Annotated in this window: 20 protein-coding genes; 7 read left to right on the top strand and 13 right to left on the bottom strand. The window is 62.6% G+C overall.

Annotated features, from left to right (window positions below; all coding sequences use genetic code 11):
- Positions 1 to 5: 5 nt before the first annotated feature.
- Positions 6 to 1,589 (bottom strand): NAD(P)-dependent oxidoreductase, encoded by a 1,584-nt coding sequence (locus HWX48_RS10250; protein WP_254873070.1) that lies wholly within the window; start codon positions 1,587 to 1,589, stop codon positions 6 to 8.
- Positions 1,590 to 1,873: 284 nt separating this feature from the next.
- Between HWX48_RS10250 and HWX48_RS10255 the strand changes: the two genes are divergently transcribed.
- The gene (locus HWX48_RS10255; protein WP_254873071.1) at positions 1,874 to 2,806 is read left to right on the top strand and encodes a Cof-type HAD-IIB family hydrolase; all 933 of its coding nucleotides are present in this window, start codon (positions 1,874 to 1,876) and stop codon (positions 2,804 to 2,806) included.
- Positions 2,807 to 2,920: 114 nt separating this feature from the next.
- Here HWX48_RS10255 and HWX48_RS10260 read toward each other — a convergent pair whose 3' ends face one another.
- The gene (locus HWX48_RS10260) at positions 2,921 to 3,670 is read right to left on the bottom strand and encodes a hypothetical protein (protein ID WP_368483996.1); all 750 of its coding nucleotides are present in this window, start codon (positions 3,668 to 3,670) and stop codon (positions 2,921 to 2,923) included.
- A 149-nt stretch (positions 3,671 to 3,819) separates the two neighbouring features.
- On the opposite strand from HWX48_RS10260, the gene HWX48_RS10265 reads away from it, so the two are divergent.
- Both HWX48_RS10265 and HWX48_RS10270 read left to right on the top strand, forming a co-directional pair.
- A complete protein-coding gene (locus tag HWX48_RS10265) occupies positions 3,820 to 4,341 on the top strand; it encodes a peptidylprolyl isomerase (RefSeq protein WP_175957222.1) in 522 nt (173 codons plus the stop codon).
- A gap of 118 nt (positions 4,342 to 4,459) precedes the next feature.
- Positions 4,460 to 5,320 carry a rhomboid family intramembrane serine protease gene (locus HWX48_RS10270; RefSeq protein ID WP_254873072.1) on the top strand — a complete coding sequence of 287 codons (861 nt, stop codon included), beginning with the start codon at positions 4,460 to 4,462 and terminating at the stop codon, positions 5,318 to 5,320.
- A gap of 188 nt (positions 5,321 to 5,508) precedes the next feature.
- Here the strand turns inward: HWX48_RS10270 and HWX48_RS10275 are convergent, their stop codons facing one another.
- On the bottom strand, positions 5,509 to 5,772 hold the full coding sequence (locus HWX48_RS10275) for a cell division protein CrgA (RefSeq protein WP_175957224.1): 264 nt from the start codon (positions 5,770 to 5,772) through the stop codon (positions 5,509 to 5,511).
- Between the two features lie 140 nt (positions 5,773 to 5,912).
- Between HWX48_RS10275 and HWX48_RS11315 the strand changes: the two genes are divergently transcribed.
- The 4 genes from HWX48_RS11315 to HWX48_RS10290 are packed head-to-tail and all read left to right on the top strand — an operon-like array spanning position 5,913 to position 7,711.
- Positions 5,913 to 6,437, top strand: a complete 525-nt coding sequence (locus HWX48_RS11315) for a hypothetical protein (protein WP_254873073.1) — start codon at positions 5,913 to 5,915, stop codon at positions 6,435 to 6,437.
- Entirely contained in the window at positions 6,437 to 6,760 is a 324-nt protein-coding gene (locus HWX48_RS11320) for a DUF881 domain-containing protein (RefSeq protein WP_254873074.1), read from the top strand. Before HWX48_RS11315 ends, HWX48_RS11320 begins: the two co-directional genes overlap by 1 nt.
- Positions 6,753 to 7,523: a class E sortase gene (locus HWX48_RS10285; RefSeq protein WP_175957226.1), complete on the top strand. Its 771-nt coding sequence runs from the start codon at positions 6,753 to 6,755 to the stop codon at positions 7,521 to 7,523. The genes HWX48_RS11320 and HWX48_RS10285 overlap by 8 nt, the downstream gene beginning before the upstream one ends.
- 35 nt (positions 7,524 to 7,558) lie before the next feature.
- Positions 7,559 to 7,711: a hypothetical protein gene (locus HWX48_RS10290; RefSeq protein ID WP_175957228.1), complete on the top strand. Its 153-nt coding sequence runs from the start codon at positions 7,559 to 7,561 to the stop codon at positions 7,709 to 7,711.
- Between the two features lie 484 nt (positions 7,712 to 8,195).
- Here HWX48_RS10290 and pknB read toward each other — a convergent pair whose 3' ends face one another.
- The 10 genes from pknB to HWX48_RS10340 all read right to left on the bottom strand — a co-directional run.
- Positions 8,196 to 10,214 carry a Stk1 family PASTA domain-containing Ser/Thr kinase gene (gene pknB, locus HWX48_RS10295; protein ID WP_175957230.1) on the bottom strand — a complete coding sequence of 673 codons (2,019 nt, stop codon included), beginning with the start codon at positions 10,212 to 10,214 and terminating at the stop codon, positions 8,196 to 8,198.
- A complete protein-coding gene (locus HWX48_RS10300) occupies positions 10,187 to 12,004 on the bottom strand; it encodes a serine/threonine-protein kinase (RefSeq protein WP_175957232.1) in 1,818 nt (605 codons plus the stop codon). The genes pknB and HWX48_RS10300 overlap by 28 nt, the downstream gene beginning before the upstream one ends.
- Positions 12,001 to 13,458, bottom strand: a complete 1,458-nt coding sequence (locus HWX48_RS10305) for a penicillin-binding protein 2 (protein ID WP_175957234.1) — start codon at positions 13,456 to 13,458, stop codon at positions 12,001 to 12,003. Before HWX48_RS10305 ends, HWX48_RS10300 begins: the two co-directional genes overlap by 4 nt.
- A complete protein-coding gene (locus HWX48_RS10310) occupies positions 13,455 to 14,873 on the bottom strand; it encodes an FtsW/RodA/SpoVE family cell cycle protein (protein ID WP_175957236.1) in 1,419 nt (472 codons plus the stop codon). Before HWX48_RS10310 ends, HWX48_RS10305 begins: the two co-directional genes overlap by 4 nt.
- Positions 14,860 to 16,215 carry a PP2C family serine/threonine-protein phosphatase gene (locus HWX48_RS10315; RefSeq protein ID WP_175957238.1) on the bottom strand — a complete coding sequence of 452 codons (1,356 nt, stop codon included), beginning with the start codon at positions 16,213 to 16,215 and terminating at the stop codon, positions 14,860 to 14,862. The genes HWX48_RS10310 and HWX48_RS10315 overlap by 14 nt, the downstream gene beginning before the upstream one ends.
- Before the next feature lie 2 nt (positions 16,216 to 16,217).
- On the bottom strand, positions 16,218 to 16,700 hold the full coding sequence (locus tag HWX48_RS10320; RefSeq protein ID WP_175957240.1) for an FHA domain-containing protein: 483 nt from the start codon (positions 16,698 to 16,700) through the stop codon (positions 16,218 to 16,220).
- Positions 16,700 to 17,410 carry a DUF3662 and FHA domain-containing protein gene (locus HWX48_RS10325; RefSeq protein WP_175957242.1) on the bottom strand — a complete coding sequence of 237 codons (711 nt, stop codon included), beginning with the start codon at positions 17,408 to 17,410 and terminating at the stop codon, positions 16,700 to 16,702. The genes HWX48_RS10320 and HWX48_RS10325 overlap by 1 nt, the downstream gene beginning before the upstream one ends.
- Positions 17,411 to 17,579: 169 nt before the next feature.
- Positions 17,580 to 18,284 (bottom strand): energy-coupling factor transporter transmembrane component T, encoded by a 705-nt coding sequence (locus tag HWX48_RS10330; protein ID WP_175957244.1) that lies wholly within the window; start codon positions 18,282 to 18,284, stop codon positions 17,580 to 17,582.
- A 5-nt stretch (positions 18,285 to 18,289) separates the two neighbouring features.
- On the bottom strand, positions 18,290 to 20,779 hold the full coding sequence (locus tag HWX48_RS10335) for a DUF2232 domain-containing protein (RefSeq protein ID WP_175957246.1): 2,490 nt from the start codon (positions 20,777 to 20,779) through the stop codon (positions 18,290 to 18,292).
- The coding region (locus HWX48_RS10340) for a polysaccharide deacetylase family protein (RefSeq protein ID WP_175957248.1) at positions 20,779 to 22,105 on the bottom strand (1,327 nt) is incomplete at its 5' end. The genes HWX48_RS10340 and HWX48_RS10335, both read right to left, overlap by 1 nt.

Below are 22,105 nucleotides of genomic sequence, written 5' to 3' on the forward strand. Positions count from 1 at the left end.
GGATGTCAGTGCGCGCATGACGGCGCAGTCCGATTCAGGTGGCGGTGGTTCACGCAGCCGCCCCGGTCGGTGACGAGCAGTTCCCGGCCAGAGGGCAGGCGCAAACGCTCCACGGCGCGCATGCCGGGGGCGGGCAGCCATTGTGCCCCAGCCTCAAGGGCGTCATCAAGGGCGACCTCCTGGTCAACACCCCCAGCCACAGCCACTACCGCGCCATCAGGCAAGGCGTTGAGGACATCACGGCTGATGGTGTCGGCAACGCCTGTGGCCGACATGCACAGGTCAGCACGGGCGGCCAGGTCGACGAGGGTGCCCGTGCCATAGCCATCCATGCGAGCTTGGAGGGCGCGCACGGGGTCAACCTCGGCCACGCTCACGCGCGCCCCCAGGGCCGCAGCCAGGCGCGCGCACCCCTTCCCCACATCGCCATATCCGGCGACCACGACGTGTTGACCGGGCAGGGGGTAGCCCTGGAAGGAGGGGTCAAGGAGGTCGAGGATGGTGAGCAGGCAGGACTGGCCTGTGCCGTAGGCGTTATCGAAGAGGGTCTTGGAGCGGGCGTCATTGGAGGCCATCACCGGAATTCTTAGGGTTCCTGCGGCCTCCATAGCCCGCAAAGGACGCAGGCCAGAGGTGGTTTCCTCCGCAGCACCAAGGAGGGAATCAAGCGCGCTGGGGGCCCGCTGCGAATCGTGGGCCATGCGGATCAAGTGCGAGCCGTCATCGAGAAGGAACTCAAGGTTTTCGGCGAGGAAGGCGCGGGCTAGGGCCTCTTCCTGCGAAGGGGTGGCGGTGGAATCAGCAAAGACCTTCAGCCCCTGGGCGCGCAGCTCGGCCGCAATATCCTCGCGGGTCTCATCCGCATGGCCAAAGACGCTGACCTGCGCGCCAGCAGCGGCAAGTTCGAGGGCGAGGACAGCGGTTTTTGGCTCCAGGACGAGGGCCAGGCCAATGCGGCGGCCCGCAAGGTGGCCTCCAAGTTGACCCCCATGTTGACTAGTGCGTGCCAGGCGGGCGACGGCCGCCCGGGTGATGGGCATATGAGCCCTGGCCCAGGCGATGCGCTCGCGGCCATAGGTGAGATCACATGCGGGTGCCTCTCCTGAGCCGGCAGTGGCGGTGTGCGCCGCGTAGGGCGAGTGCAGGGCAGCGCCCTCCCCGGTGGTCACGCTGATTGGGCCCGAGAGAGGGGCTTCAACAATCACATGAGCCAGGGGGTTAAGCGTCAGAGAGCGTGCTTCTTCGGGCGTTTCAGCAACGACAATCACGGCCTGCGCGGGAGGGAACGGCACGGAGGCAGGCGCTGCGTGAGCCACAGAGGTGGATGCGGCAGCGGGCTGGGGCACAGCAGGGGAGGGGAGGGCACTCACCATCGGGTGAGCGCCAAAAGCGCGAAGAGTGTGCTCCAGAGAAGCCAGCTGCGGGATGCCATGCAGATGCGAGGGCGCGGCAATGACAAAGGAGTGGCCGCAGACCAGCAGATTCGTGGCCGCCGCAAAGCTGCGGATCACGCGCTGCGACCACAGCGCAGGTGAAGCGCCTGTGGTGGTCAGAGGGGCGGCAGCATCACGTGGAGCAGGAGTATGCACACTTCGACGCTATCAAGACCAGGCCCACAGTGGGGGAATTGAAGCATTCATGGACACGGGTAGCCTCCGTGCCCCCGCAGCAATCGGGGCGCGAAGGCCGCGGAGTGCGGCCGTCCGGCGCCCAGGTGTGAGTCGAAGCGAGAAACGCCCCCAAGATCGATGAAAACCCCGTGGGCTCACATGTGGGATCCGAGGCATCAGATAAGCGAGGGGGCCGGGACAGGGAGGCAGAAACAAGCGGGAGGGGAGTGCATTGCCGCGAGCATTTAGGGCACAATCAAGGGGTGAGTGAACAGACCAACCCCGCAGCACAGGCGCACACACCCGCGACCTCTAGAGCCCCCGAACTGCCAGCCCCCACCCCCTTCGATGAGCTGAGCATCAGCGACATCGAGCTCATCACCATTGACATGGACGGCACCCTTCTCGACGAAAACAGGGAACTACCTGAGGAAACCTGGCCTGTCATCGAGGCCCTCCTTGCCCGAGGGATCAATGTCGTTCCCTGTTCAGGCCGCCAATACTGGACCCTGCGTGACCTCTTTGACCGCGTGAGCGACGGGCTGACCATCATCGCAGAAAATGGCTCCATCGCCATGCGTGACGGGGAAGAACTCTTCTCGATGGGCCTGGACTACGCCAGCGCTCAAGAAGTGGTCCTCAATGTGCGCCAGCAACGCCAGCCTGAAGTCAACACCGGCCTGGTGGTCTGCGGCAAACGCAGCGCCTACGTCGAGCGTGACGACGAAGCCTTCCTCACCATCGCCCGCGAGTTCTACCACCGCACCACGGTCGTTGATGACCTGCATGAAACCCTCGCCCAGATGGAACGCGGTGAGCATGAGGACTCCCTCCTCAAGCTCGCCCAATTCGACTTCACGAATATCACCCCCACGGGGGAGTTCTCCATGGCCGGATTCGCCAACACCCACCAATACGTGGTGTCCGGCCAGCACTGGTGTGACCTCATGAACCCTGAGGTCGACAAGGGCAACGCAGTTGAAGCCCTCCAAGAACGCCTCGGCATTAGCCCCGCTCACACCATGGCCTTTGGTGACTTCCACAATGACCTGGGCATGCTCGCCCGAGCTGAGCACTCTTTTGCCATGGCCAATGCTCACCCTGACATTCACGCCGTGTGCCGCTACGTTGCCCCCTCGAACGCTGAACACGGGGTCCTTCAAGTCCTGCGGGCTGTCTTCGATCTGGACGCCTAAACAATCCGGGCACAAGGCGGGGGTGCTGGCCACTGGCCAGCACCCCCGCCTGACATGAGCACGTGATGAGCGCTACGGGCAAGAACCTTGCGCCCTCATCGCGCCCCGATGGGCTCACTTGCCGTCAACAGCGTCCTTGACGTCCTCAACGACCTCGTCCACCTTGTCGGCGGCGGCTTCAGCAGCATCCTCAGCGGCGTCCTTGAGCTCCTCAGCCTTCTTCGCGGCAGCGTCCTTGACCTCTTCCACCTTGTCGGCAGCGGCGTCAACGACCTCGTCAACGGACTCAGGCAGCATCTCCTGGATGTCCACCTCGGACTCGAGGTCGGCCCAGTACTCCTCCGCCCAGGGATCCTCAATGGGCTGGCTGCGCTTCCACAGGACGTAGCCTGCGCCAGCAACGCCCGCACCCAGAGCGGTCCAGCCCAGAGCACGCAGCAGACGGCGAGGCTTACGAGCCTTCTTCGTGGGGGTGGTCAGAGCAACAGCGGTGGCATCGCGGGCGCTACGAACGCGGTCAAGCAGGGCGCCATCAGAGGAAACAGCAACGGTTGCGTCGTGTGCGGCGCGGTTAATACGCGGCAGGTAGTCGTCAATAACGCGCTCGCGGGCGTCCTCGATGACGGGCTTGGCGCGCTCGGCGGCGGCCTGAGCGCGGTCGGCGGCCTCGCTCAGCAGCGGGGTGGCGCGGTCAATGGCATTTTCCAGGGCCTGCTGCGCGCGGGGTGCGGCCCAATCCAGGCCAGCGCTGGCAAGGTCGGTTGCCTTCACGGCTGCGCGTCCGGCGTGGACGGCAACAGCTTCGCGAAGCTGAGCGGCTTCAGCCTTGATCTTGTCCGCATCGAAATTGGGGGTCTTCGCCATGATGCCCTCCTGGTGTATGGCTTTATCTGCGTGCTTGGCGCACTTTCCCTTCCTATTCTGCCTTGTTTAAGTGTGAAGTGCAGCCTATCGTTCGGGAATTCGTGCCCGTAAGAGGTGAACAAAGCGCCTAACTCTGCGACGATTAAGACATGGAAGCTATTCTTCACACCTCCGCAGGCGACATCCGCCTAGAACTGTTCCCCAACCACGCCCCCAACACGGTCAAGAACTTCGTTGACCTCGCGCAGGGCAACCGCGAGTGGGTTCACCCCGCCACCGGCGAAAAGAGCACCGCTCCCTTCTACGATGGCATCATCTTCCACCGTGTGATCCCCAACTTCATGATCCAGGGTGGTTGCCCCCTCGGCCAGGGCACCGGCGGCCCCGGTTACACCTTCAACGATGAGATCCACCCCGAGCTCAACTTCAATGAGCCCTACCTGCTGGCTATGGCTAACGCCGGTAAGCGCATGGGCAAGGGCACCAACGGCTCGCAGTTCTTCATCACCGTTGCCCCCACCCCCTGGCTGCTGGGCAACCACACGATCTTCGGCCGCGTCATTGACGAGGAGTCCAAGCGCGTTGTGGACGCGATCGTCAACGTGCCCACCGGCCGTAATGACAAGCCCGTTGAGGATGTCACCATTAACTCGGTGACCATTTCTGAGTGACCATCTGATTGACGAGGGCGGGTGCGTGCCGTGAGTGCGTGCCCGCCTTTCGTTACCCTCTGCTTGTTTGACGAGGCAATGCGGGTGGGGAAGTTTGAGAGAGAAAGCCGGGTGTGCTGTGAGTGAGATCCCGACCTTTGGCCAGCGTTCTAATCCTGCGGCGGCGCCGAATTGTCCGCGCCACCCCCATGAGCGCTCCGTTGATTACTGCAAGCGATGCAATCGTCCGATGTGCGTAGCCTGTGCCATCCCAACGGAGGTGCGTGCGATCTGTGTGGATTGCACGACCTCGCCGACGAAGCGGATGCGGGCGCGTTCTTTTGGTTCTCCGGTGACGTCAACGCTGATTGGCTTGTGCGTGTTGCTGTATGTGGCGGAGTGGTTGCTGCCGGTCTATCAGTGGTTTGCGTTCTATCCGCCGTCGGCCTACTTCGAGCCGTGGCGTTTCCTCACCACTGCTTTCTTGCATTCGGGTTTGATGCACCTGGCGTTCAACATGTTGGCCTTGTATTGGATGGGGCAGTATCTTGAGCCGCTGATGGGCGCAATGCGCTATATCGGCCTGTACGTGTTGAGTGCTCTGGGGGGTACGACCTTCGTGTTGGCGTGGGTGCTGGTTTCGCCGACGTCCTTTAATACGGTGACGGTGGGTGCTTCGGGCGCTGTTTTTGGCCTCTTTGGCGCGATCTTTGTGCTGCAGAAGGCGGTGGGTGCGGATACGCGCTCTATTCTGGTGCTCCTGGGGATTAACCTCGTCTACGGTTTCCTTGTTCCGGGTATTTCGTGGCAGGGCCATGTGGGTGGCCTGCTGGTGGGCGTTGTGGTGGCGTGGCTGTTGGTGCAGACCGATCGACCGCGTCCGGGTGTGACAGAGAAGAAGCAGAATCTTCAAGCGGCAGGAGTGTTGGGAGCGGTGGCTGTTGCTTTACTTGCCGCCCAATCGGGAATCTATTCCTTGCTCATCAGCTGGTACGCCTGAAATCACACGTCTGTAGTTTTCCCCAACTGTGGATAGCCCTGTGGATAACTTCGGGGAAGGACTGTGGAAGAACTGTGGAAATACTGTGGGGCGCGATCCGAAACCGGATCGCGCCCCACGGTGTTAGACGAGGAAAAGCCCTCCTCAGATGGCCTGCGCTCGTCAAGGCACAGACTGTGGATGAAGCTTCATCGCCACTTCAGTGTCATCAAGAACCCTGCCATCATGATGCCCAGGCCAATGATCATGTTCCACCAGGTCACGCCGGGGATGGGGTAGAGGCCGCCGGAGATGTAGTACACAACCAGCCAGACAAGGCCCAGGATCAACAGGGTGGAGAACAGGGGAGCCCACCAAGAAGGACTCAGCGGAATACCATCCGTCCACGATTGGATCTCCAGGTCATCCGAAACGACCTTGCCGTGCTTCTTGCGCTTCTTCGACTCAGCCACGTCGACTCCTCAATAACAAGTGAATTTCTTCCGGACATGCGCCCGGACTACGTCGCCTTCTAGCGACACCTAGTGTCCTAGCGTAGTCTCGGATATGAAACTAACGAAATGGAAGGCAACGAGTGTTGAGACAGGAGGGAATGACACAGCACGAGTCGCAGCATGACGCGCCCACGCAGACGTCCCATGCGTCCTCCTCACCGCCGAGTTTCGCTCCCCGCGCAGGAGGAACGCCTCCAGCATCACCACACGGGCCGCGATTCTCTGACTTTCTGCAAGGGGTGCTTGTCCCTCGCCGCTGGCAAAAGGGTGCGTCGGTTCTTGTCGTCACCATCGCCTCAGGGCTTCTCTTTGGGCTCTCAGCCTCAAATGCTCGCGATAATGCTGACCATGATGGGGATTTAGTATCACTGGTACGTCAACGCCAAACGATCGTTGCCAGCTTGGAAGACCAGATGTCGGGTGTCCAAGCTCAGGTGTCACGCCACCTTGAACAAGAGGTCGGAGGACTGGAAGAGACCCTGAACCAGCGCCGAGGTGTAACCTACGCGCCGGTGAGCGGCCCGGGTGTGACAGTGACCTTAAACGATGCCCCGCCAGGACCTCTACCTGAAAATGCCAAGCCGATGATCTTGTCATCCACCAGCAGGATATTGAAGATGTGATGAATGCCCTATGGTCGGGGGGTGCTGAAGCAATGACCGTCCAAGACGTGCGCATTACGTCGCGCACGGTAGTGCGGTGTATTGGTAATGTCATCCTTATTGATGGCACATCTTTCTCTCCGCCCTACAGGATCTCCGCCATCGGGGATCCCCTGGCATTGCGTGAGGCGCTGGATGTGAACCCGCAGATCATCAACTACAAGGCCTATGTTGCCTTGTACGGCTTGGGGTGGAAGCTTGAATCCAGTGACCACCTCGACCTGCCAGCAGCCGCCCCGGATGCAGCAGTGAAATATGCACAAGTAATGGAGAAGCATGGCTGAACATGTGCGCCGCCGACCGCCACTAAGTCCGGCAGCTCGAGTGTTTTACGGCACAATCGGCGTCATCGGTGAACTACTTATTACGGCGGCAGTCGTCGTTGCCCTCTTCGCCGTGTGGCAGCTGTACTACACCAGCTACAAGGTCGAAGGCCCCCGTCAGGAGCGCATCGCCGAATTCGCCACCAAGCACCTTCCTGCGGCGACCAACGAGGGCGAGCGTCGCACCGACGACCCGCCGCCCATTCCCACTCCTGCGCCGGGAGAAATCTACGGCATCATCCACTTCCCCACATGGGACTGGATGCGCACCCCCCTGACTGAAACCACCGAGCAGATCGGCCTCGACAAGGGTTACGCCGGACACTACGCCGAAAGCGCTCAACCGGGCGAGATCGGAAACTTCTCGGTGGCCGGGCACCGCCGCACCTCGGGTGAAAACTTCCGCTGGATCGACCGCCTCAAAGACGGAGACAAGGTGATTGTCGAGGTTGCCGACACCTACTACGTGTACAGCATGAAGCGCGCCCAGATCGTTGGAGCCGAGGAAGAAGGCAATGAACGTGTCATTGCTCCGGTGATCGATGATCCCACCTACAGGCAGGTCCCCAGTGAACGATGGATGACGATGACGAGTTGCCACCCTGAGTGGAGTAACTACGAGCGTTACATCGCCCACCTGAAGTTTGAGTATTGGACGCCTAAGTCAACGGGTGTTCCCGCTGAGCTTGTGGCAGCGCCTTACAATACGCCCGCCGGCTCTTGAGCTTCGACAAGCGTCTGACTGACAAGGATTCTGACATGTACGCATGGCTATTTCGTCACCTGCCCGGACCGGTGTGGCTCAAGGTCATTGTGACCCTGGTGATTCTCTCCGGTGTGCTCTACCTGCTATTTGAGCACGTGTACCCGTGGGTGCAAAGCTACCTCAACCTCGCTGACAACTCCGTCTGATCGCCACCTCCTGCCTCCTGCAGGGAGCTGTGCCCGATCAGTGATTCTTCTTCAACTCAACAACTCCTAGTGCGTGGCTGTGGCCGCGCACTAGGAGTTGTTTGTCTGTGCAGGGGAGGTCCTGGGTATCCAGTCTTGCTACCCGGCCCTGGGCCCGGCCTTACTACCCGGCCCTGGCACCCTGATCTTTGCTCCCAGGTGTGAGTTCAGGCGGATTGTGGGCCTTTAAGGGGCGGTTGTAGCTTTGGGCGCACACGTGGGCGCCTAGCAGGATCTGGTGCGGTAGAGGCTCGTATAGAGCGGCACTGATAAGCGGGTTGTGTTGTGGCGGGTGGTTGAGAAGCGGTGTTGGGACATGCCAGTGCAGAAAAACGCAGGGCAGGACTCCTCACGCAAAAGAAATCCCTGCGCAAAAGAATCCCAGTGCAAAAGAAATCCCTGCGCCGACGTTAGCCGACGCAGGGATCACAGGTGCAGGAACAGGCTAGTTCCCATTAGCTCCCGGTGAGGGAGGAGTCTGAACACCAGGAGCACCCGGGTTCGAGGGCTGTTGCTGCTGCGGACCCGTGGAGACGAAGATCGTCACGCGGCCAGATGGCCCGAAGGGAACCTTTTGACCACCCTTGGGTGAGGTGGCGAAGACGATATCCTTGGCTGCCTCATTGGGCTGGTAGTTGACGTCAACAGTCAGGCCGGACTCTGTCAGAGCAGTCACAACCTCATCCTCGGTCCTGCCCTCCAAGCCAGATGGAATTACCACGTCGCCGGAGGCAATCATCAGCTTAATGGTGCTGTTCTTCTTGACGGATTCACCAAAGGCGGGCTCCGAGCTGACGATGAGGCCCTTGGCGTAGGGGCCGTCAATGATCTCAACATTACCGACAATCAAGCCCTTCGCCGTCAGAGCGTCACGGGCTTGATCCTGGTTCATATTCGACAGGTCGGGGACGTTCACAGAATCAGGCCCAGACGACAGGGTGAGCTTAACCGGGGATCCCCCCTTGACCTTCTGGCCGGGTGAAGGGTTGGTCTTGGCGACCTTGTCCTTCTCAATCTCATCAGAAGGCACAGTTTCAGTGTCCTTCTCTGCGGTGAGGCCCAGATCCTCCAGCATCTTCTTTGCTTCGTCGAAGGACTTGCCCAAAATGTCCGTCGGGATAACAACGGAATTCGGACCCATGGAGATCGTGGCAATGATCGTCTCACCCGGCTTGACGGACTGGCCGCCTTCGGGGCTGGTGCGAATAATGCGGCCCTTCTCCACGGTGTCGGAGTTCTCCTCGCCACCCAGGGCAAACTTCAACCCCAGGGGTTCGAGGGTGCGGCGAGCCTCATCCTGGGTCATATTCACCAGGTTGCGGGGGACCTCAACCAAGGTCTCATCCGACTGGGGCGTGTCCCCTCCAAAGAGCAAGAACCCACCGCCGACCAGGGCCAAGACCAGGAGGACCACAAGGGAGACCAACAGGGCCACAGGCTTCTTCCGTTCAGGGGCTTCCGGAGTAGTCACCTGAGCGAAGGAGGGCGCAGTGGTGGTTTCTGTGGGGCGTGCGCGCATGGCGGAGACGGGCGGGGGCATCGGAATGGTGGCCGTCACTTCTGAAGGAGCCCCCCACACTTCGGTGGCAGGAGCGTCCACGTCCATGCCGTGCATAGCGCGCGTCAGATCGGTGCGCATGACCGCAGCAGACTCGTAACGGTCGGCTGGGTCCTTCGCCATGGCCTTCATGACGACACGGTCAAGGGACTCGGGCACATCCGCAGCGAGGGTGGAGGGCGCCGGAGGCAGGGAGGAAACGTGCTGGTAGGCCACCGAAACAGCGGAGTCGCCGCGGAAGGGAGGCTGTCCGGTGAGCAGCTCAAAGAGCAGCACACCCACCGCGTACAAATCCGAACGGGGGTCGACCTGCTCGCCACGGGCCTGCTCGGGGGAGAGGTACTGGGCCGTACCGACCACAGCGTTGGTTTGGGTCATGGTGGCCTGGGAGTCGGTGAGGGCGCGGGCAATACCGAAGTCCATGACCTTCACCTTGCCATCATTGGTGAGCATGATATTGCCCGGCTTGATGTCGCGGTGAACGAGGTTTGCCGTGTGCGCATAGGCCAGGGCAGACAGGACACCCGAGGCGATCTCCACTGCCTCGTCAATGGGCACGGCGGTCCCATCAGAGAGGAGGTCCTTCACCGTGTGGCCCTCCACGTACTCCATGACGATGTAGGGCACCGAGACGGTGGAGCCATCGGGAGTGATGACGTCCTCTTCACTGGTGTCGTAGACGGCGACAATATTGGGGTGGTTGAGGGAGGCCGCCGACTGCGCTTCACGGCGGAAGCGCGCCTGGAACACGGAATCGCGTGCCAGGTCGGTCCGCAGTCGCTTAATGGCGACAATGCGGTTGAGGCGTGTGTCGAAGCCTAGGTTGACCTCGGCCATTCCGCCTCGACCGATGAGGGAGCGTACCTCGTATCGGCCACCTAGGTGGTGGGCCATGGAGTCGACCATGTTGTGACCTCCTGGAGTGGATGGAAATCTGCGCCGAGAACTGCCGACGCGAATCCTAACTTTGAGAACAATACTGCCAAAGCGACGGCAACTAGTGCTAGGAAGACCATCCCAGCGATGAGCCACCGAAGAATAGTGCGCCACAGTGGTGTGGGGGGCGCGGTCATTGAGCGCGAGTAGCGTGTCCGCATCGGGCGTCGCGTAGGTACCGAAGCGGCCTCAATGGATGCGGGAGTGATGCTGTGCCACAGGACGGGGGCGCGCCGCTGCGTTGCGGTAGTACGCAGCGAGCGTCGCGACACACGCTGGGGTGCCGAGGTGGAGTCCGCTCGGACGGGATGGAAGGAGGGCGCGTGCTCTGCGCGTGCGTTCCCCTCGTTGCGGGACGAGGCCGTCGCGCGTGGCCGGGTCGGCGCAAAGCTTGGGGGCGCGGGCGGCGCGGGGGTAGCCGCTGGAGAGGACGGTGCAGGAGCCGCCGGTGGAGCTGAGGGAACAGCGGGCGTGGCCGCAGCCGGAGCCTCGGGCCTGACACTCAGCGAAGCCTCGCGCACGGGCGCAAATCGCGGCCGTGTCGGCTCAGGAGCACCCTCGCCACCCTGCTGATGGGCACGGTGGCGCAGTTTCAGGGCAAGCTGGGCGCTCATGCTCGTGTCTGCATGTGGCTCGTGCTCGACCGTGGCGGACTCGCCGCCAGTCGCAGTCTCATCGTCGGCCACGGCTTCAGTACCCGGCTCCGCAAGGGGCTCAGCGGCGTGCTGCGGCCGGGAGGGGCGCTGAGGTTCCGGTCCGACCACGGCATCAAGGGAGGCAGCCTCAAGATCCACAGGACGCAGCATCTCTTCGGGCAGAGTCCGCGCAGGCGTGTGCTCAATGGGGGCAACCACCGGCTGAGCAGGCGCAGCAGGCGCCTGGGCAGCACCGTCAGGTTGAGGCAGCGGGCAGGGCGAAATCGGAATACTCAGAGCCTGCGCGGCGCCCACAAGCTCACGCACAAGTGCGCGCCCAGAAGCCGGCCGCTTGGAGGGCTCCTTTTCCAGCAGGTGCATAATGACCTGCGCCAAGGGGGCGGGCACATCGGATGGAAGCGGAGGCACAGTCTCGTTCACATGGGCGAAAGCAATCTCCACCTGGGATGACCCGGTGAAGGGGCGTTTCCCGGCGGCGGCCTCGTAGGCGATGACACCCAGGGCGTACAGGTCACCCAAGGTGGTGGCGACCTCGCCGAGGGCCTGCTCAGGCGGCAGATACTGGGCGGTGCCCATCACCATGCCCGCAGCGGTGAGGTCTACCTGATCGGCGGTGCGTGAAATACCAAAGTCGGTAATCTTCACCATGCCGGTCGGACGGATCAGCACGTTGGCGGGCTTAATATCGCGGTGAACTACCCCGGCAGCTGCCGCAGCACTCAACGCCATCGCCATCTGGATGAGCACAGGAATGAGATGCTCAGGACTCAGGCGCTGCCCGCCCTTGAGGTAGTCCGTCAAAGGGCGACCCTCAACGAGTTCCATGACCAGCCAGCCGCGGCCCTCATCCTCGCCGGAATCAAGGACGGCAGCGATATTGGGATGCTCGATACGCAGCGTGTTCTTTGCTTCCAGGCGAAGGCGCGACAGGGGGAGTTCCTCGCCCGATAGCTCGGGGCGTAACACCTTCGCGGCCACGAGGCGGCCCGACAGCTGGTCGCGGGCCTTCCACACTTCACCCATACCGCCCTTAGCAATGAGGGACAGCAGCATGTAGCGGCCGCCAATCATGCGGCCTGCGCTATTGCGAGAAGTGGCTGTCATTTCAACCCCGCTTCCAGGAGAACGCGGGCAATGGGAGCGGCTGAAGTGCCGCCGTGTGGGACGGGATCAGTGTCATCTCCTTCAACGAGGACAGCGAAAGCAAGCTGAGGACTATCTGCGGGAGCAAAACCAATGGCCCAAGCGTTAGCGAAACCCGAGCCGTCACCCAGTTCAGCGGTGCCCGTCTTTGCTGCCACTGATCGGCCTGGAATATCCAGGACGTTGGCCGTGCCATAGGGCTGGTGGACGACGTCACGCATCATTGCGTTGAGTTGGGCGGCGATCTCAGGGGTGATGGGGTTGGAGTATTCCTTCGCCGTCGTTGTTGAGCGAACCTGCAGGTCGGCATCCACAATGTCGGAGATGAGGAAGGGCCGCATCACGACGCCATTAGCGGCAATCCCTTGGGCGACCATCGCCATCTGCAAAGGCGTGGCCTGCACCGTGTATTGGCCGATGGCGGCCAGCGCGGTCTGTGCGGCATCCATCTCGTCGGGGAAGTAGGAGGGCGTCACTTCCAGGGGAATATCGAGGTCGCGGCCAAAACCAAAGCGCGAGGCGACGGCGGCCAGTTCCTTGGCGCTGACGTGCTCGCTGGCATTGACGAAGGTCGTATTGCATGAGCGTGCGAAGGCCTCTTGCAGGGTGGGGTTTCCGTCGCCACATTCGGAGGATTCAATATTCGATACCTGCGTGGAGGTGCCCGGCAGGTTCACGGTCACGGGGGAGAGGATCCGCGACTCGGGGGTGAATGCTCCCTTTTCCAGCAGGGCGATGGTGGTGAAGATCTTCGCGGTGGAGCCTGGAGCGTAGCGGTTGCCGGCTATCGCGCGGTTGGTCAGGGGTGAGCGGGGATCTTCAACGAGGGCCTCGTGGGCGGCCTCGGCCTGCGCGGTGTCAAAGACGGCCAGGGCATTGGGGTCGTAGGAGGGTGAGGAGTATAGGGCGAGGATCGCGCCCGTCTGGGCGTTGAGGACGACGACGGCGCCCTTGCGTTCGCCCAGCTGTTCGGCGGCGAGGCGTTGGAGTGTGGGGTCGATCGTGAGGACGAGGCCACCGCCCTTACGGCTTTCACCAGCAAAAAGGTTACGCAAGCGTTGGCCCAGGAGGGCCTGCGATTCGCCGTCGAGGACGTTTTCGGCTACCGACTCAAGGCCGGTTGCCGTCGTGAAAGCCGAGGAGAAGTAGCCTGTCACCGGCGCATACAGGGGGCCTTCACTGTAGCGACGCTGGTAGCGCTTGGAATCTTCCACCTTCTGTGAGGAGGCAACTGCTGTTCCGGCCACAATAATGGGCCCGCGATCCAGGGAGGCTGAGTGCAAGATGGTGCGCGAGTTTCGTGAATCGGCGTTGAGTGTGGGGGCCTGGAGGACTTGGATATTCGACACTGCCAAACCGAGGATGGCGAAGAGTCCGAGGATGACGACGAAAATCCGGCGAATCTGCGTGTTCATGCGCTCGCCCCCTCAGGAGCTTTCCGGCCGCCGGGGCCCTCGCCCAGAAGAAGCGAACCCGACACCCAGGGGGTGTAGTTGTGGGAGGGGCGACGCGCCGCATCCGAGATGCGCACCAGCAGGGCAATCGCCAGCCATGAGGACACCATGGAGGAACCGCCCGCAGCGAGGAAGGGCGCGGTCAGGCCGGTCAGGGGAATGACACGGGTGAGGCCGCCGAGGACGACAAAGACCTGGAGGGCAAGGGAGAAACTCAACCCCGTTGCCAGGAGCTTGCCGAAACCGTCGCGCACACCCACTGCGGCGCGTAGGCCTCGTTCAATGAGGATGAGGTAGAGCATGAGGACGGCGGCAAGGCCCGTCAAACCCAGCTCCTCTGCCAGGGAGGACAGGATGAAGTCCGAGTTCGCTACGGGCACCAGCTGCGGGTATCCAGAGCCCCAGCCGGTGCCTGTCAGACCGCCGGAGGCCTGCCCGAAGATTCCTTGAACGACCTGGTGGGAGCCGCCCGGATCACGGTTATACACCTCGGGTTCCATGGCGTTGAGCCACACGTCAAAACGCGCAGACACGTGGGGGAAAAGAGAGATTGCCAGGAAAACAGCGGGGGTGAACATGGTAAAACCGATGACCAGCCACGATACCCGGTTGGTCGCCACATAGAGCATGGCTACGAACAGGCCAAAGAACAGCAGGGAGGTGCCCAGGTCGCGCTGGAATACGAGGATGCCAATGCCAATGAGCCACACGGCAATAATGGGCCCCAGATCGCGGCCGCGAGGCAGCTGCAAACCGAAAATCTTCCGACCGGCAATTGCGAGTTTGTCGCGGTTGGCAACCAGATAGCCAGCGAAGAAAATCGCCAGCGTGATCTTGACGATCTCACCGGGCTGGGCTGACAGGGGGCCGAGCTTAATCCATACGCGTGCGCCGTAGGTTTCAATACCCAGGCCAGGGATGACAGGCAGCAGCAGGAGGATAAGCGAGGCAACGCCGAAGGTGAAGGTGAAGCGACGCAGGGAGCGGTGGTCGCGGATAAAAAAGAGCGCCACGGCCGCCAGGGTGATCGCAATACCCACGTAGATGAGCTGATTGAGGCCCACCGTGTCCTGGTCGAGGAGCTCATAGGACATGTCCAGGCGGTAGATCATGGCCAAGCCAATGCCTGTGAGCGCCACAGAAACAGGCAAGATGACGGGGTCGGCGTAGGGGGCAAGGATGTGCATGCCCACTTCAGCGACCACAGCCAGGATCACGAGGATGGCAATATGTTGGCCGAGGTTGGTGGGCACCTCGCCCGTGCGGTTAATGGTGGTCAGCGCATACCCGCCCACGCCCAGAGCCACAGCAATGAGCATGAGCAGCATTTCGACAAGACGCCGAGGGCGCGCTGGCGCAACACTAACCGTTGCCACGAGCACCCCCTGACTGCGCTGCGCCGGGCTGCGTCGCGCCGGATTGCTGGTTGGCGTCAGCGGGGGCGGTCGCCCCCGACTGAGATGAGGTCTTGGGCGTGAGATAGGTGGTGGCCGAGGTGTGCTGAGCGTGCTTCAGCGCGGCTTCACGCAGTTGCTCAACATAGAGGTCAATCTCCTCACGGGAGCTGCGCATCACCGGCTCCTCAAGGCGTTCGCGTTCGACCTGCGGCAAGGATTCAAGGGAGATCTCGGTGATCTCAACAGGGGTGGACAGTTCCCAGGATCCCAAGGATTGGGGAATGCCCTGGTAGATGACAACCTTCCCATTGGAGCCCAGCACGTAGAACTGGGTTTGCGCCCAGGTGTAGCCCAGCCATCCGCTGCCTAGCACGATGGCGGCCACGATGAGGGAAATAACGGGCGTCCACCAGCGTGCTCGCTGAGGTTCTTCCGTGTCGGCGTCCTCGTCAAAGTAGGTGGTGGCGTCGGGTAGGGTCGAAAGGGCGGCAGCCCGTCCGGCTGCGCCGGGGCCCATCCGCGAGGGCGCTGTGCGATCAACGGCCGCTGCACCAACAATCTGGGGGGTGGTGTCGCCGCCGCCGAGGGCGGGCACGACGTCGGCGACGATGCAGGTGACATTGTCGGTGCCGCCGGCACGCAGGGCCAGGTCAATGAGGGCGTCGGAACATTCGCCCGGGTCCTCGTAATCGCGCAGGGTTTGGGCGATGGTCTCATCCGAAACGAGGCCGGAGAGGCCATCAGAGCACAGGAGCCAACGGTCGCCTTCAACGGCTTCACGGACCGTCTCATCGGGGATGGCGTCAACCTCGTTGTATCCCAAGACCTTCGTGACGGCGTTGCGCTGCGGGTGGTCAAGCGCCTCCTCGGGGGTGATTTCCCCTTGAGAGACAAGGAATTGCACGAAAGAGTGGTCGGTGGTGATCTGGGCGAGCTGCCCATTGCGCAACAGGTAGGCGCGCGAGTCGCCAATATGGGCCATGGCGAGCTTATTACCCGAGCGCAAGATCGCAATACAGGTTGTGCCAAGGCCGGTGAGTTCAGGTTCGCGTTTGGAGCGGTCCAGCAGTTCAGCGTGCGCGTCAAGGAAGGCTTGGCGCAGGAGGGGTAGGAGGGTGTCGGCCGAGTGGGATTCAAGGCCGAGGGGAGCCAGGTGGGCGACGGCCACGGAGGAGGCAATGTCGCCGCCGGCTGCGCCCCCCATACCGTCGGCGAGGACGAGGAGGTTATGTCCGGCATAGCCTGAGTCTTGGTTGCTGGAACGCTTCAGGCCAATGTCTGACCGGGCAGCGTAACGGAACTCAACGTTAGGGGAGGCCATGATCACCGCACCAATTCAAGGGTTGTTTGGCCGATTCGGACGGTGGTCCCGGGCCCAAGAGGACGAGGTTCAGTCAGGCGCTCATCGTCAACGAAGGTGCCGTTGCGTGAGCCGAGGTCTTCAATCCACCATCCGCCTTCGCCAGGAGAGAGGCGGGCGTGGCGGCTCGAGGCGTACTCGTCCTCTAGGACAAGGGAGGACGAGGGCGAGCGGCCGATAGTGATGGGGGAGTTGCTCAGGGGCAGGATCATTCCCACGAGGGGCCCGCCGGTAACGAGCAGGGATTGGGGTGCGCTGTGGGTGGTGGTGCGTCCTCGCCGGGATTCTTTGCGGCGCTGGTCGGCGCTCTTGCGGCCTTTACCACGCGGGGTGACGACAGTGCCGAAGATGTCGCGCTTGAGCACGGCGACGGCACCGAAGACCATCAGCCACAGGAGGAGCAGGTATCCCAGGCGAAAGATATTGAAGGCCAGATCGCTGGTCATTAGTTGACCTCGGGCGTCACATCAGAAGGGTGGGTCCAGAACATGATGGTGGTCCGGCCAATGGTGATCTGGTTGCCGTCAACGAGGGTGGCGGCGTCAATGCGGTGGCCCTCGACGAAGGAGCCGTTGGTGGATCCCAGGTCTGTGGCGATGACGCCGGTGGGGGTGATGCGCAATTCAAGGTGTCGGCGTGATACGCCTGCGTCGTTGACGACAATGTCAGATTCGGATCCTCGACCCAGGATGGTGACGGCTTCCTTGAGGAGCCAGCGTTCGCCTTCGACTTCGATAATCGGGTGCTCGGGAGAGGGTGCGACGGCGGTGGCGGGGGCGACGGAGCCGCGGCGATTGGCGGTGTCAATACTGAGCTGTCCGGTTGCTTCCACGGGGGAAATGTCGAAGAGGACCTCGACTGGTCCGAGGAGGGCGTAGCCATGGAAGGCGGCGTGTTCGGTGGCTTGGACGGCGAATTCTTCAGAGAGGACGGGCAGGTCAGCTCCGAGGGTGTCGGCGTCTCCTTGGGCGATGTGGACGGTGAAGTGGTTGGGGGCGATGATGCGGTTGGAGGAGACGGCGGAGGTGTTGTCATCCATGGCCCGCTGGATAGCTGTCGTAATGTCTACCGGCTTGAGGCCCGACCGGAACACGCGGGAGAAGGCGCTGTTGACGCCCCTTTCGACGGCATTTTCGAAACGGTCGAAGATGCTCATGCTCGTTTACTCTCCTCTCCCCACTTTTGCAGGGTCCATCAAGGACGGTTCCATGTCACGCACCGACCTGATGGGATGGCATACGACTCAGTGCAGACAGTACCGCCACAGCCAGTCTAGCCACTCGATGAGAAAGATGGGTGCGTGATTTGTCTTAACTGTCGAAATTTCACGAGAAATATGTTGCGCCGACAACAATGCCCCCAATGGCGCAGAGGGTGGCCGCGACCCCCAGCGCATCCCAGGGGCCCAGCGTGGGCGTGGAGGACGGGAAGGGCGGAATACCGCCGCGCATCGTCATTGCACGTCCCAGGTCATTTGCTCGCTGTGCCGCGACGGACAGGGAGGCGGTGAGGATGTCGTTCAGGTGCGAGAACAGGCTGGGCTCGCCCGCGGAGGCGCCACGCCCGTGACGGAGCGCATAGTGGCGCAGCGCCAGCGTGTCCCCAATCGTTTGGGACTGGTCGCGCATGAGGGGAACGCTCTTGAGGGTTGTCGCCATGACATGCGCCCACTCCTTGACCGGCATACCCACCCACCGCAGTGGTGAAAGAAGGGTGCGGATTGTGGGAGGGAAGGACGAGGTCGGGGAGGTCCACAAGATGATCGCTGTCCCCCACATAATGACGACGGTGAGGGTGAAGGCACGCATAAAGATCAGTAGTCCATCTCCTAGCCACGCGCCGATCATGCCGCCGATCATGCCCGCCCAGAACCACAGGGGGAAGCGAGGGATCGCGCGGCGAGGCACCCGCGCGACGAGCGTTGCGCCTACAAGGACGGTGGCGGTCATGACCAGGGAGAACCATGTCGGCACGAATAGGAGGGTGGTGGATAGGGCCGCCCAGCAGAGGATCTTGGTCCCCAACCACATGCGCGTCAGGCCGCTTTCCCAGGGAAGGGGCGAGGCATTGTGGGGGAGGAGGGCAGGTGGGGGTGGGCCCTCTGGCAGGTGGTGTCGTTCCTCGCGGTGCTGTTCGTTGTGGCGTTGGCGGTGCCAGGGTGAGCGAGGGTGCCAGGGTCAATGAGGCGTCCGTGGTCGAGGATGAGGTGGCGTTCACACAGCCCAGCGAGGCCTTCAACGTCGTGGGAGATGACGATGAGGGCCATGCCGCGTTGACGCTGAGCAGCCAAAAGAGAGACAAGTTGCTGGCGAGACTGGCGGTCAAGCCCAGCGAAAGGCTCATCAAGGATGAGGACGGATGGCTCGGAGGCAAGAAGCCCCGCCAGGACGACGCGCCGCATCTGCCCGCCAGAGAGCTGGTCAATCCCCCGATCAGCGTAGGAAGGGGGTAAACCGACGGTTGTGAGAGCTCGCTCAATGAAAGCGGAGCGTTCTTCACCGGAGAGGTCGTGCGCCCCAGCGGCCTCGAGAATGTCCTCACCGACGGTGGGGCGCAGGAGCTGCAGTCGGGCAAATTGATGGGAAATCGCCACCGCCCCCACGCGCGTCCACATCGGCCGATTGGCCAGCAGGCAGCGCCCCCAGGTGGGGGTGATGAGCCCGGCCATAATACGAGCCAGGGTGCTCTTTCCTGAGCCGTTCTCTCCCGTAATGAGCAGAGACTGGCCCGGAGAGACTATGCAGTCAATCTCGTGGAGGACGGGCTTTTCCCAGGGGGTCAGGACGTCATAGTGGTGGCACACGCGCGACAACCACAGGTGCTCAACCTGGCCGTTGGCATCCACGCGGGGCCTGGGGGAGGCGTCCAGGCCACGCGGGGCGGACTCACTCAAGGGCGCAGGTTTTCCTGAAGGCAGCTCATCAGTGCTGTAGAGGTCGGAGGCGCGCCGTGGAGCAATGAACGAGGCCCGCCCTTCGCGCAGTGCGCGCTCGCACTCAGGATCGCGCCCCGGCTCCCCATCAAAGACAATTCGCCCGGCCTCCATGCGGATCAGGCGAGAGGCTGCGGCGGCCTCGGACAGGTCGTGGGTCACGCACACCACGCAGGTGCCCTCGGCTGCGACCTCAGCAAAAATGCTCAGCAGGCGCTCGCGGCCAGCGGGGTCCACCATTGCCGTCGTCTCATCACAGATAAGAAGGGCAGGCTGACGCATCAGCGCCCCCGCAAGGGCAAGGCGTTGCAACTCACCACCGGAGAGTCTGCGGGTCTGCAGGTCGGCTTTATCCGCCAGGCCCACGCGTTCTAGGCAGCGCTGGGCTCGCGCATGCAGCCCGTCATCGTGCAGCCCGCCGTCGTGCAGGGCAGTGCCCTGCGAGGAGCGAGGGGAGGCGCCGCCCGGGGAAGTGGCCCGCTGAGCATGTGCGGGACCCAGACCCCAGAGGATGTCCTCCCACACGGTGTCACCCACGACCTGGACCTCGCTGCGCTGAGTAAGGAAAGCCGTACCGCCCACCTGCCCCAAGCCCCGCGGACCGGGGGAGGAGATCCGACCGCCACTTGGTTGCGCCCCGGCAATGAGAGAAGCCAAGGTTGACTTGCCCGACCCATTCGCCCCCGCAATGACGACGAACTCACCGGCCTCGAAACGAAGAGTGACGTCCTGGAGGATGACGCGTGCCTCGTCCTCGTAGGAGAAGGACACATTCTCCAGAAGGAGTGGCAGGGGAGCGGGGGAGGGCAGCACGCAGGGAGAAGAAGAGGGAGAGGGAGTGAGGGCGCCGGGGATGGCCGCAGTGGCGTCCAGGCGGTCCACCTGGGAACCGTAGTGCAAACGACGCAAGATCGCGCCCAAGAGAACAAAGGACAGCAGGGTCGCCACGAAGGTACCCACCACAACCAGCAGCGGTACCCACAGCCACCAGTAGCTCAAGAAAACCCCCAGCATGCGGGTGGCCTCGGCGCTCACACCCGACGCACCGGGCACATAGGCCACAAGCTTGAGATAGCCCGTCATGCCGGTGCGGGTTGCCTCCAGAAAAAGGGTGCGCGACTGGTCAAACACCCACAGCAGCGACACCGTCACGGCGCCCACGCCAGCACCAATCACCACACCAGCAACGCTGGCACCCACGCGCCCCACGCCCCGCCGGTGCAAAGCACCGATCGTGGCGCCCACAAGGCAGGACTGAGCGACATGAGCGGCAGTAAGCGCGCCGCCCACGGCCCCCGACACGACTATCGCCGCAGCCACTACCGCCACAGTCGCGCGAGGGCGAAAAGTCGTCGCCACCATCGCAATCGGGACGATCGCCGCCACCTGGAAGGCCAATTGGAACACCGGGAACACAGCCGAGAGTACGCCAAGAGCCACCGACAGGCCCGCCATAATCCCCGTATTCGCGATCTCCACTGTCGACAATGGTCCGCGCTGATGGGAGGGAGGGCGGGCCTGGGAGTGAGGGGAGGCAATGGAGGGGCCAGAAGGAAGGGAGGGATGGGAAGGCTGGCCAGAACGTGAGGTCATTATTCTCTGCCGTAATACACGTCGCCCGCCGTCACTGAACCCAAGAGGGTGGGCACCGACACCAAGGAAAAACCGCGATCCTGCAGCCCACGAATAATGCCGGGCACAGACTGGACGCTGGTGGGGTGCACATCGTGCATGAGAATAATCGAACCTGGACGTGAGCCCTCGACAGCGCGGCGCGTCGTCTCTGGAACGCTCTTATTCTTCCAATCCTCCGTGTCCACATTCCACATGATCACCGCATCCCCCGTGGAGCGCAGGACCTCCAGCACCGTGGAAGAAAACTCACCATAGGGAGGGCGCATCAAGATCGGAGTACGCCCCGTCGCACCAATGACCACATCCTTCGTTCGCGTGACCTCCTGATGTACCTCTTCTGCCGATATGAAGGGCAAACGAGGATGGGACCAGGTGTGCGTGCCAATCGTGTGACCCTCACGCAGGGCGCGCATCACCAAGTTCGGCTGCTCAACGGCAGCATCACCCTGGACAAAGAAGGTTACGTGGACGCGCTCGCGGAAGAGAAGGTCAAGCAACTGCGGGGTGAGCTGAGGATGAGGCCCATCATCAAAGGTCAGGGCGACGCAGCGCGCCTGAGAGCAGTCGGTGTCCTCTGTTGCCACCATGCCAATGAAGCGGGCAGCATCCCCCGCAAGAGGTGCCTGCGCATGCGGATAGGGATGGAAGCCGGGGAAGCGTCCTCCGCTGGTGATGGCATCGCGGATGCGCACTCCCTCAGGACTGAGCAGGGAAGCGGAGGCCTCGCGGCCGATGCGAATCGTCGTGAAAGAGGCGCGATCCATGCTGGGGACAGTGACGATCAACGCTCCGTCGGGAGCAAAGAAGAGATCATCGTAGGGTGGGGCAGGCTTCGGCGTTGGACGGGGCGTTGGGGGATGAGCGCTTTGTGAGGAAGAGGCCCTTGGCGCACCCCCCTGGCCTGCGGATTCACTGTCTGGATCGTCCTGGGTGTGCGCGCGAGCGAGGGCGGTGCTCAGCAGGCGAGTGAGGGCAGGCTCAGCCTCGCCGGTCATCAGAGCGTGGCCGGGCGTGACCTCTCCACTGTCCAGATTGACAAACCATGTTGCCGAATCAGTTCCGGGAGCATCGGCAGCGGGGGCCCGCGTGAGGGGGGCAGTAGCGAGCCTTTCGGCGACATACTTTCCCCCCGAGGCAACGATGCTCCACTGGATGGGCGTCAGTGGCCGCGGCCCCTGAAGGTTTTTCGCCCCTTCGCTCAGCGTCTGAGAGAACACGGACAGGCCTGCCCCCGACACCCAGTGGGCGGAAGCGCGCTCGGGGGTTGGGGCGGCGCCCTCGACA

It is taken from the genome of Schaalia sp. Marseille-Q2122 (genome assembly GCF_903645355.1).
Lineage (GTDB): Bacteria > Actinomycetota > Actinomycetes > Actinomycetales > Actinomycetaceae > Pauljensenia.

Coding starts and splice junctions, on each gene's coding strand:
- HWX48_RS10335 (WP_175957246.1), bottom strand. CDS start 20,779: ATGACCTCACGTTCTGGCCAGCCTTCCCATCCCTCCCTTCCTTCTGGC.
- HWX48_RS10330 (WP_175957244.1), bottom strand. CDS start 18,284: ATGTGGTTGGGGACCAAGATCCTCTGCTGGGCGGCCCTATCCACCACC.
- HWX48_RS10325 (WP_175957242.1), bottom strand. CDS start 17,410: ATGAGCATCTTCGACCGTTTCGAAAATGCCGTCGAAAGGGGCGTCAAC.
- HWX48_RS11320 (WP_254873074.1), top strand. CDS start 6,437: ATGAATGCCCTATGGTCGGGGGGTGCTGAAGCAATGACCGTCCAAGAC.
- HWX48_RS10305 (WP_175957234.1), bottom strand. CDS start 13,458: ATGAACACGCAGATTCGCCGGATTTTCGTCGTCATCCTCGGACTCTTC.
- HWX48_RS10260 (WP_368483996.1), bottom strand. CDS start 3,670: ATGGCGAAGACCCCCAATTTCGATGCGGACAAGATCAAGGCTGAAGCC.
- HWX48_RS10320 (WP_175957240.1), bottom strand. CDS start 16,700: ATGACCAGCGATCTGGCCTTCAATATCTTTCGCCTGGGATACCTGCTC.
- HWX48_RS10290 (WP_175957228.1), top strand. CDS start 7,559: ATGTACGCATGGCTATTTCGTCACCTGCCCGGACCGGTGTGGCTCAAG.
- HWX48_RS10300 (WP_175957232.1), bottom strand. CDS start 12,004: ATGACAGCCACTTCTCGCAATAGCGCAGGCCGCATGATTGGCGGCCGC.
- HWX48_RS10265 (WP_175957222.1), top strand. CDS start 3,820: ATGGAAGCTATTCTTCACACCTCCGCAGGCGACATCCGCCTAGAACTG.
- pknB (WP_175957230.1), bottom strand. CDS start 10,214: ATGGTCGACTCCATGGCCCACCACCTAGGTGGCCGATACGAGGTACGC.
- HWX48_RS10285 (WP_175957226.1), top strand. CDS start 6,753: ATGGCTGAACATGTGCGCCGCCGACCGCCACTAAGTCCGGCAGCTCGA.
- HWX48_RS10315 (WP_175957238.1), bottom strand. CDS start 16,215: ATGGCCTCCCCTAACGTTGAGTTCCGTTACGCTGCCCGGTCAGACATT.
- HWX48_RS11315 (WP_254873073.1), top strand. CDS start 5,913: ATGACACAGCACGAGTCGCAGCATGACGCGCCCACGCAGACGTCCCAT.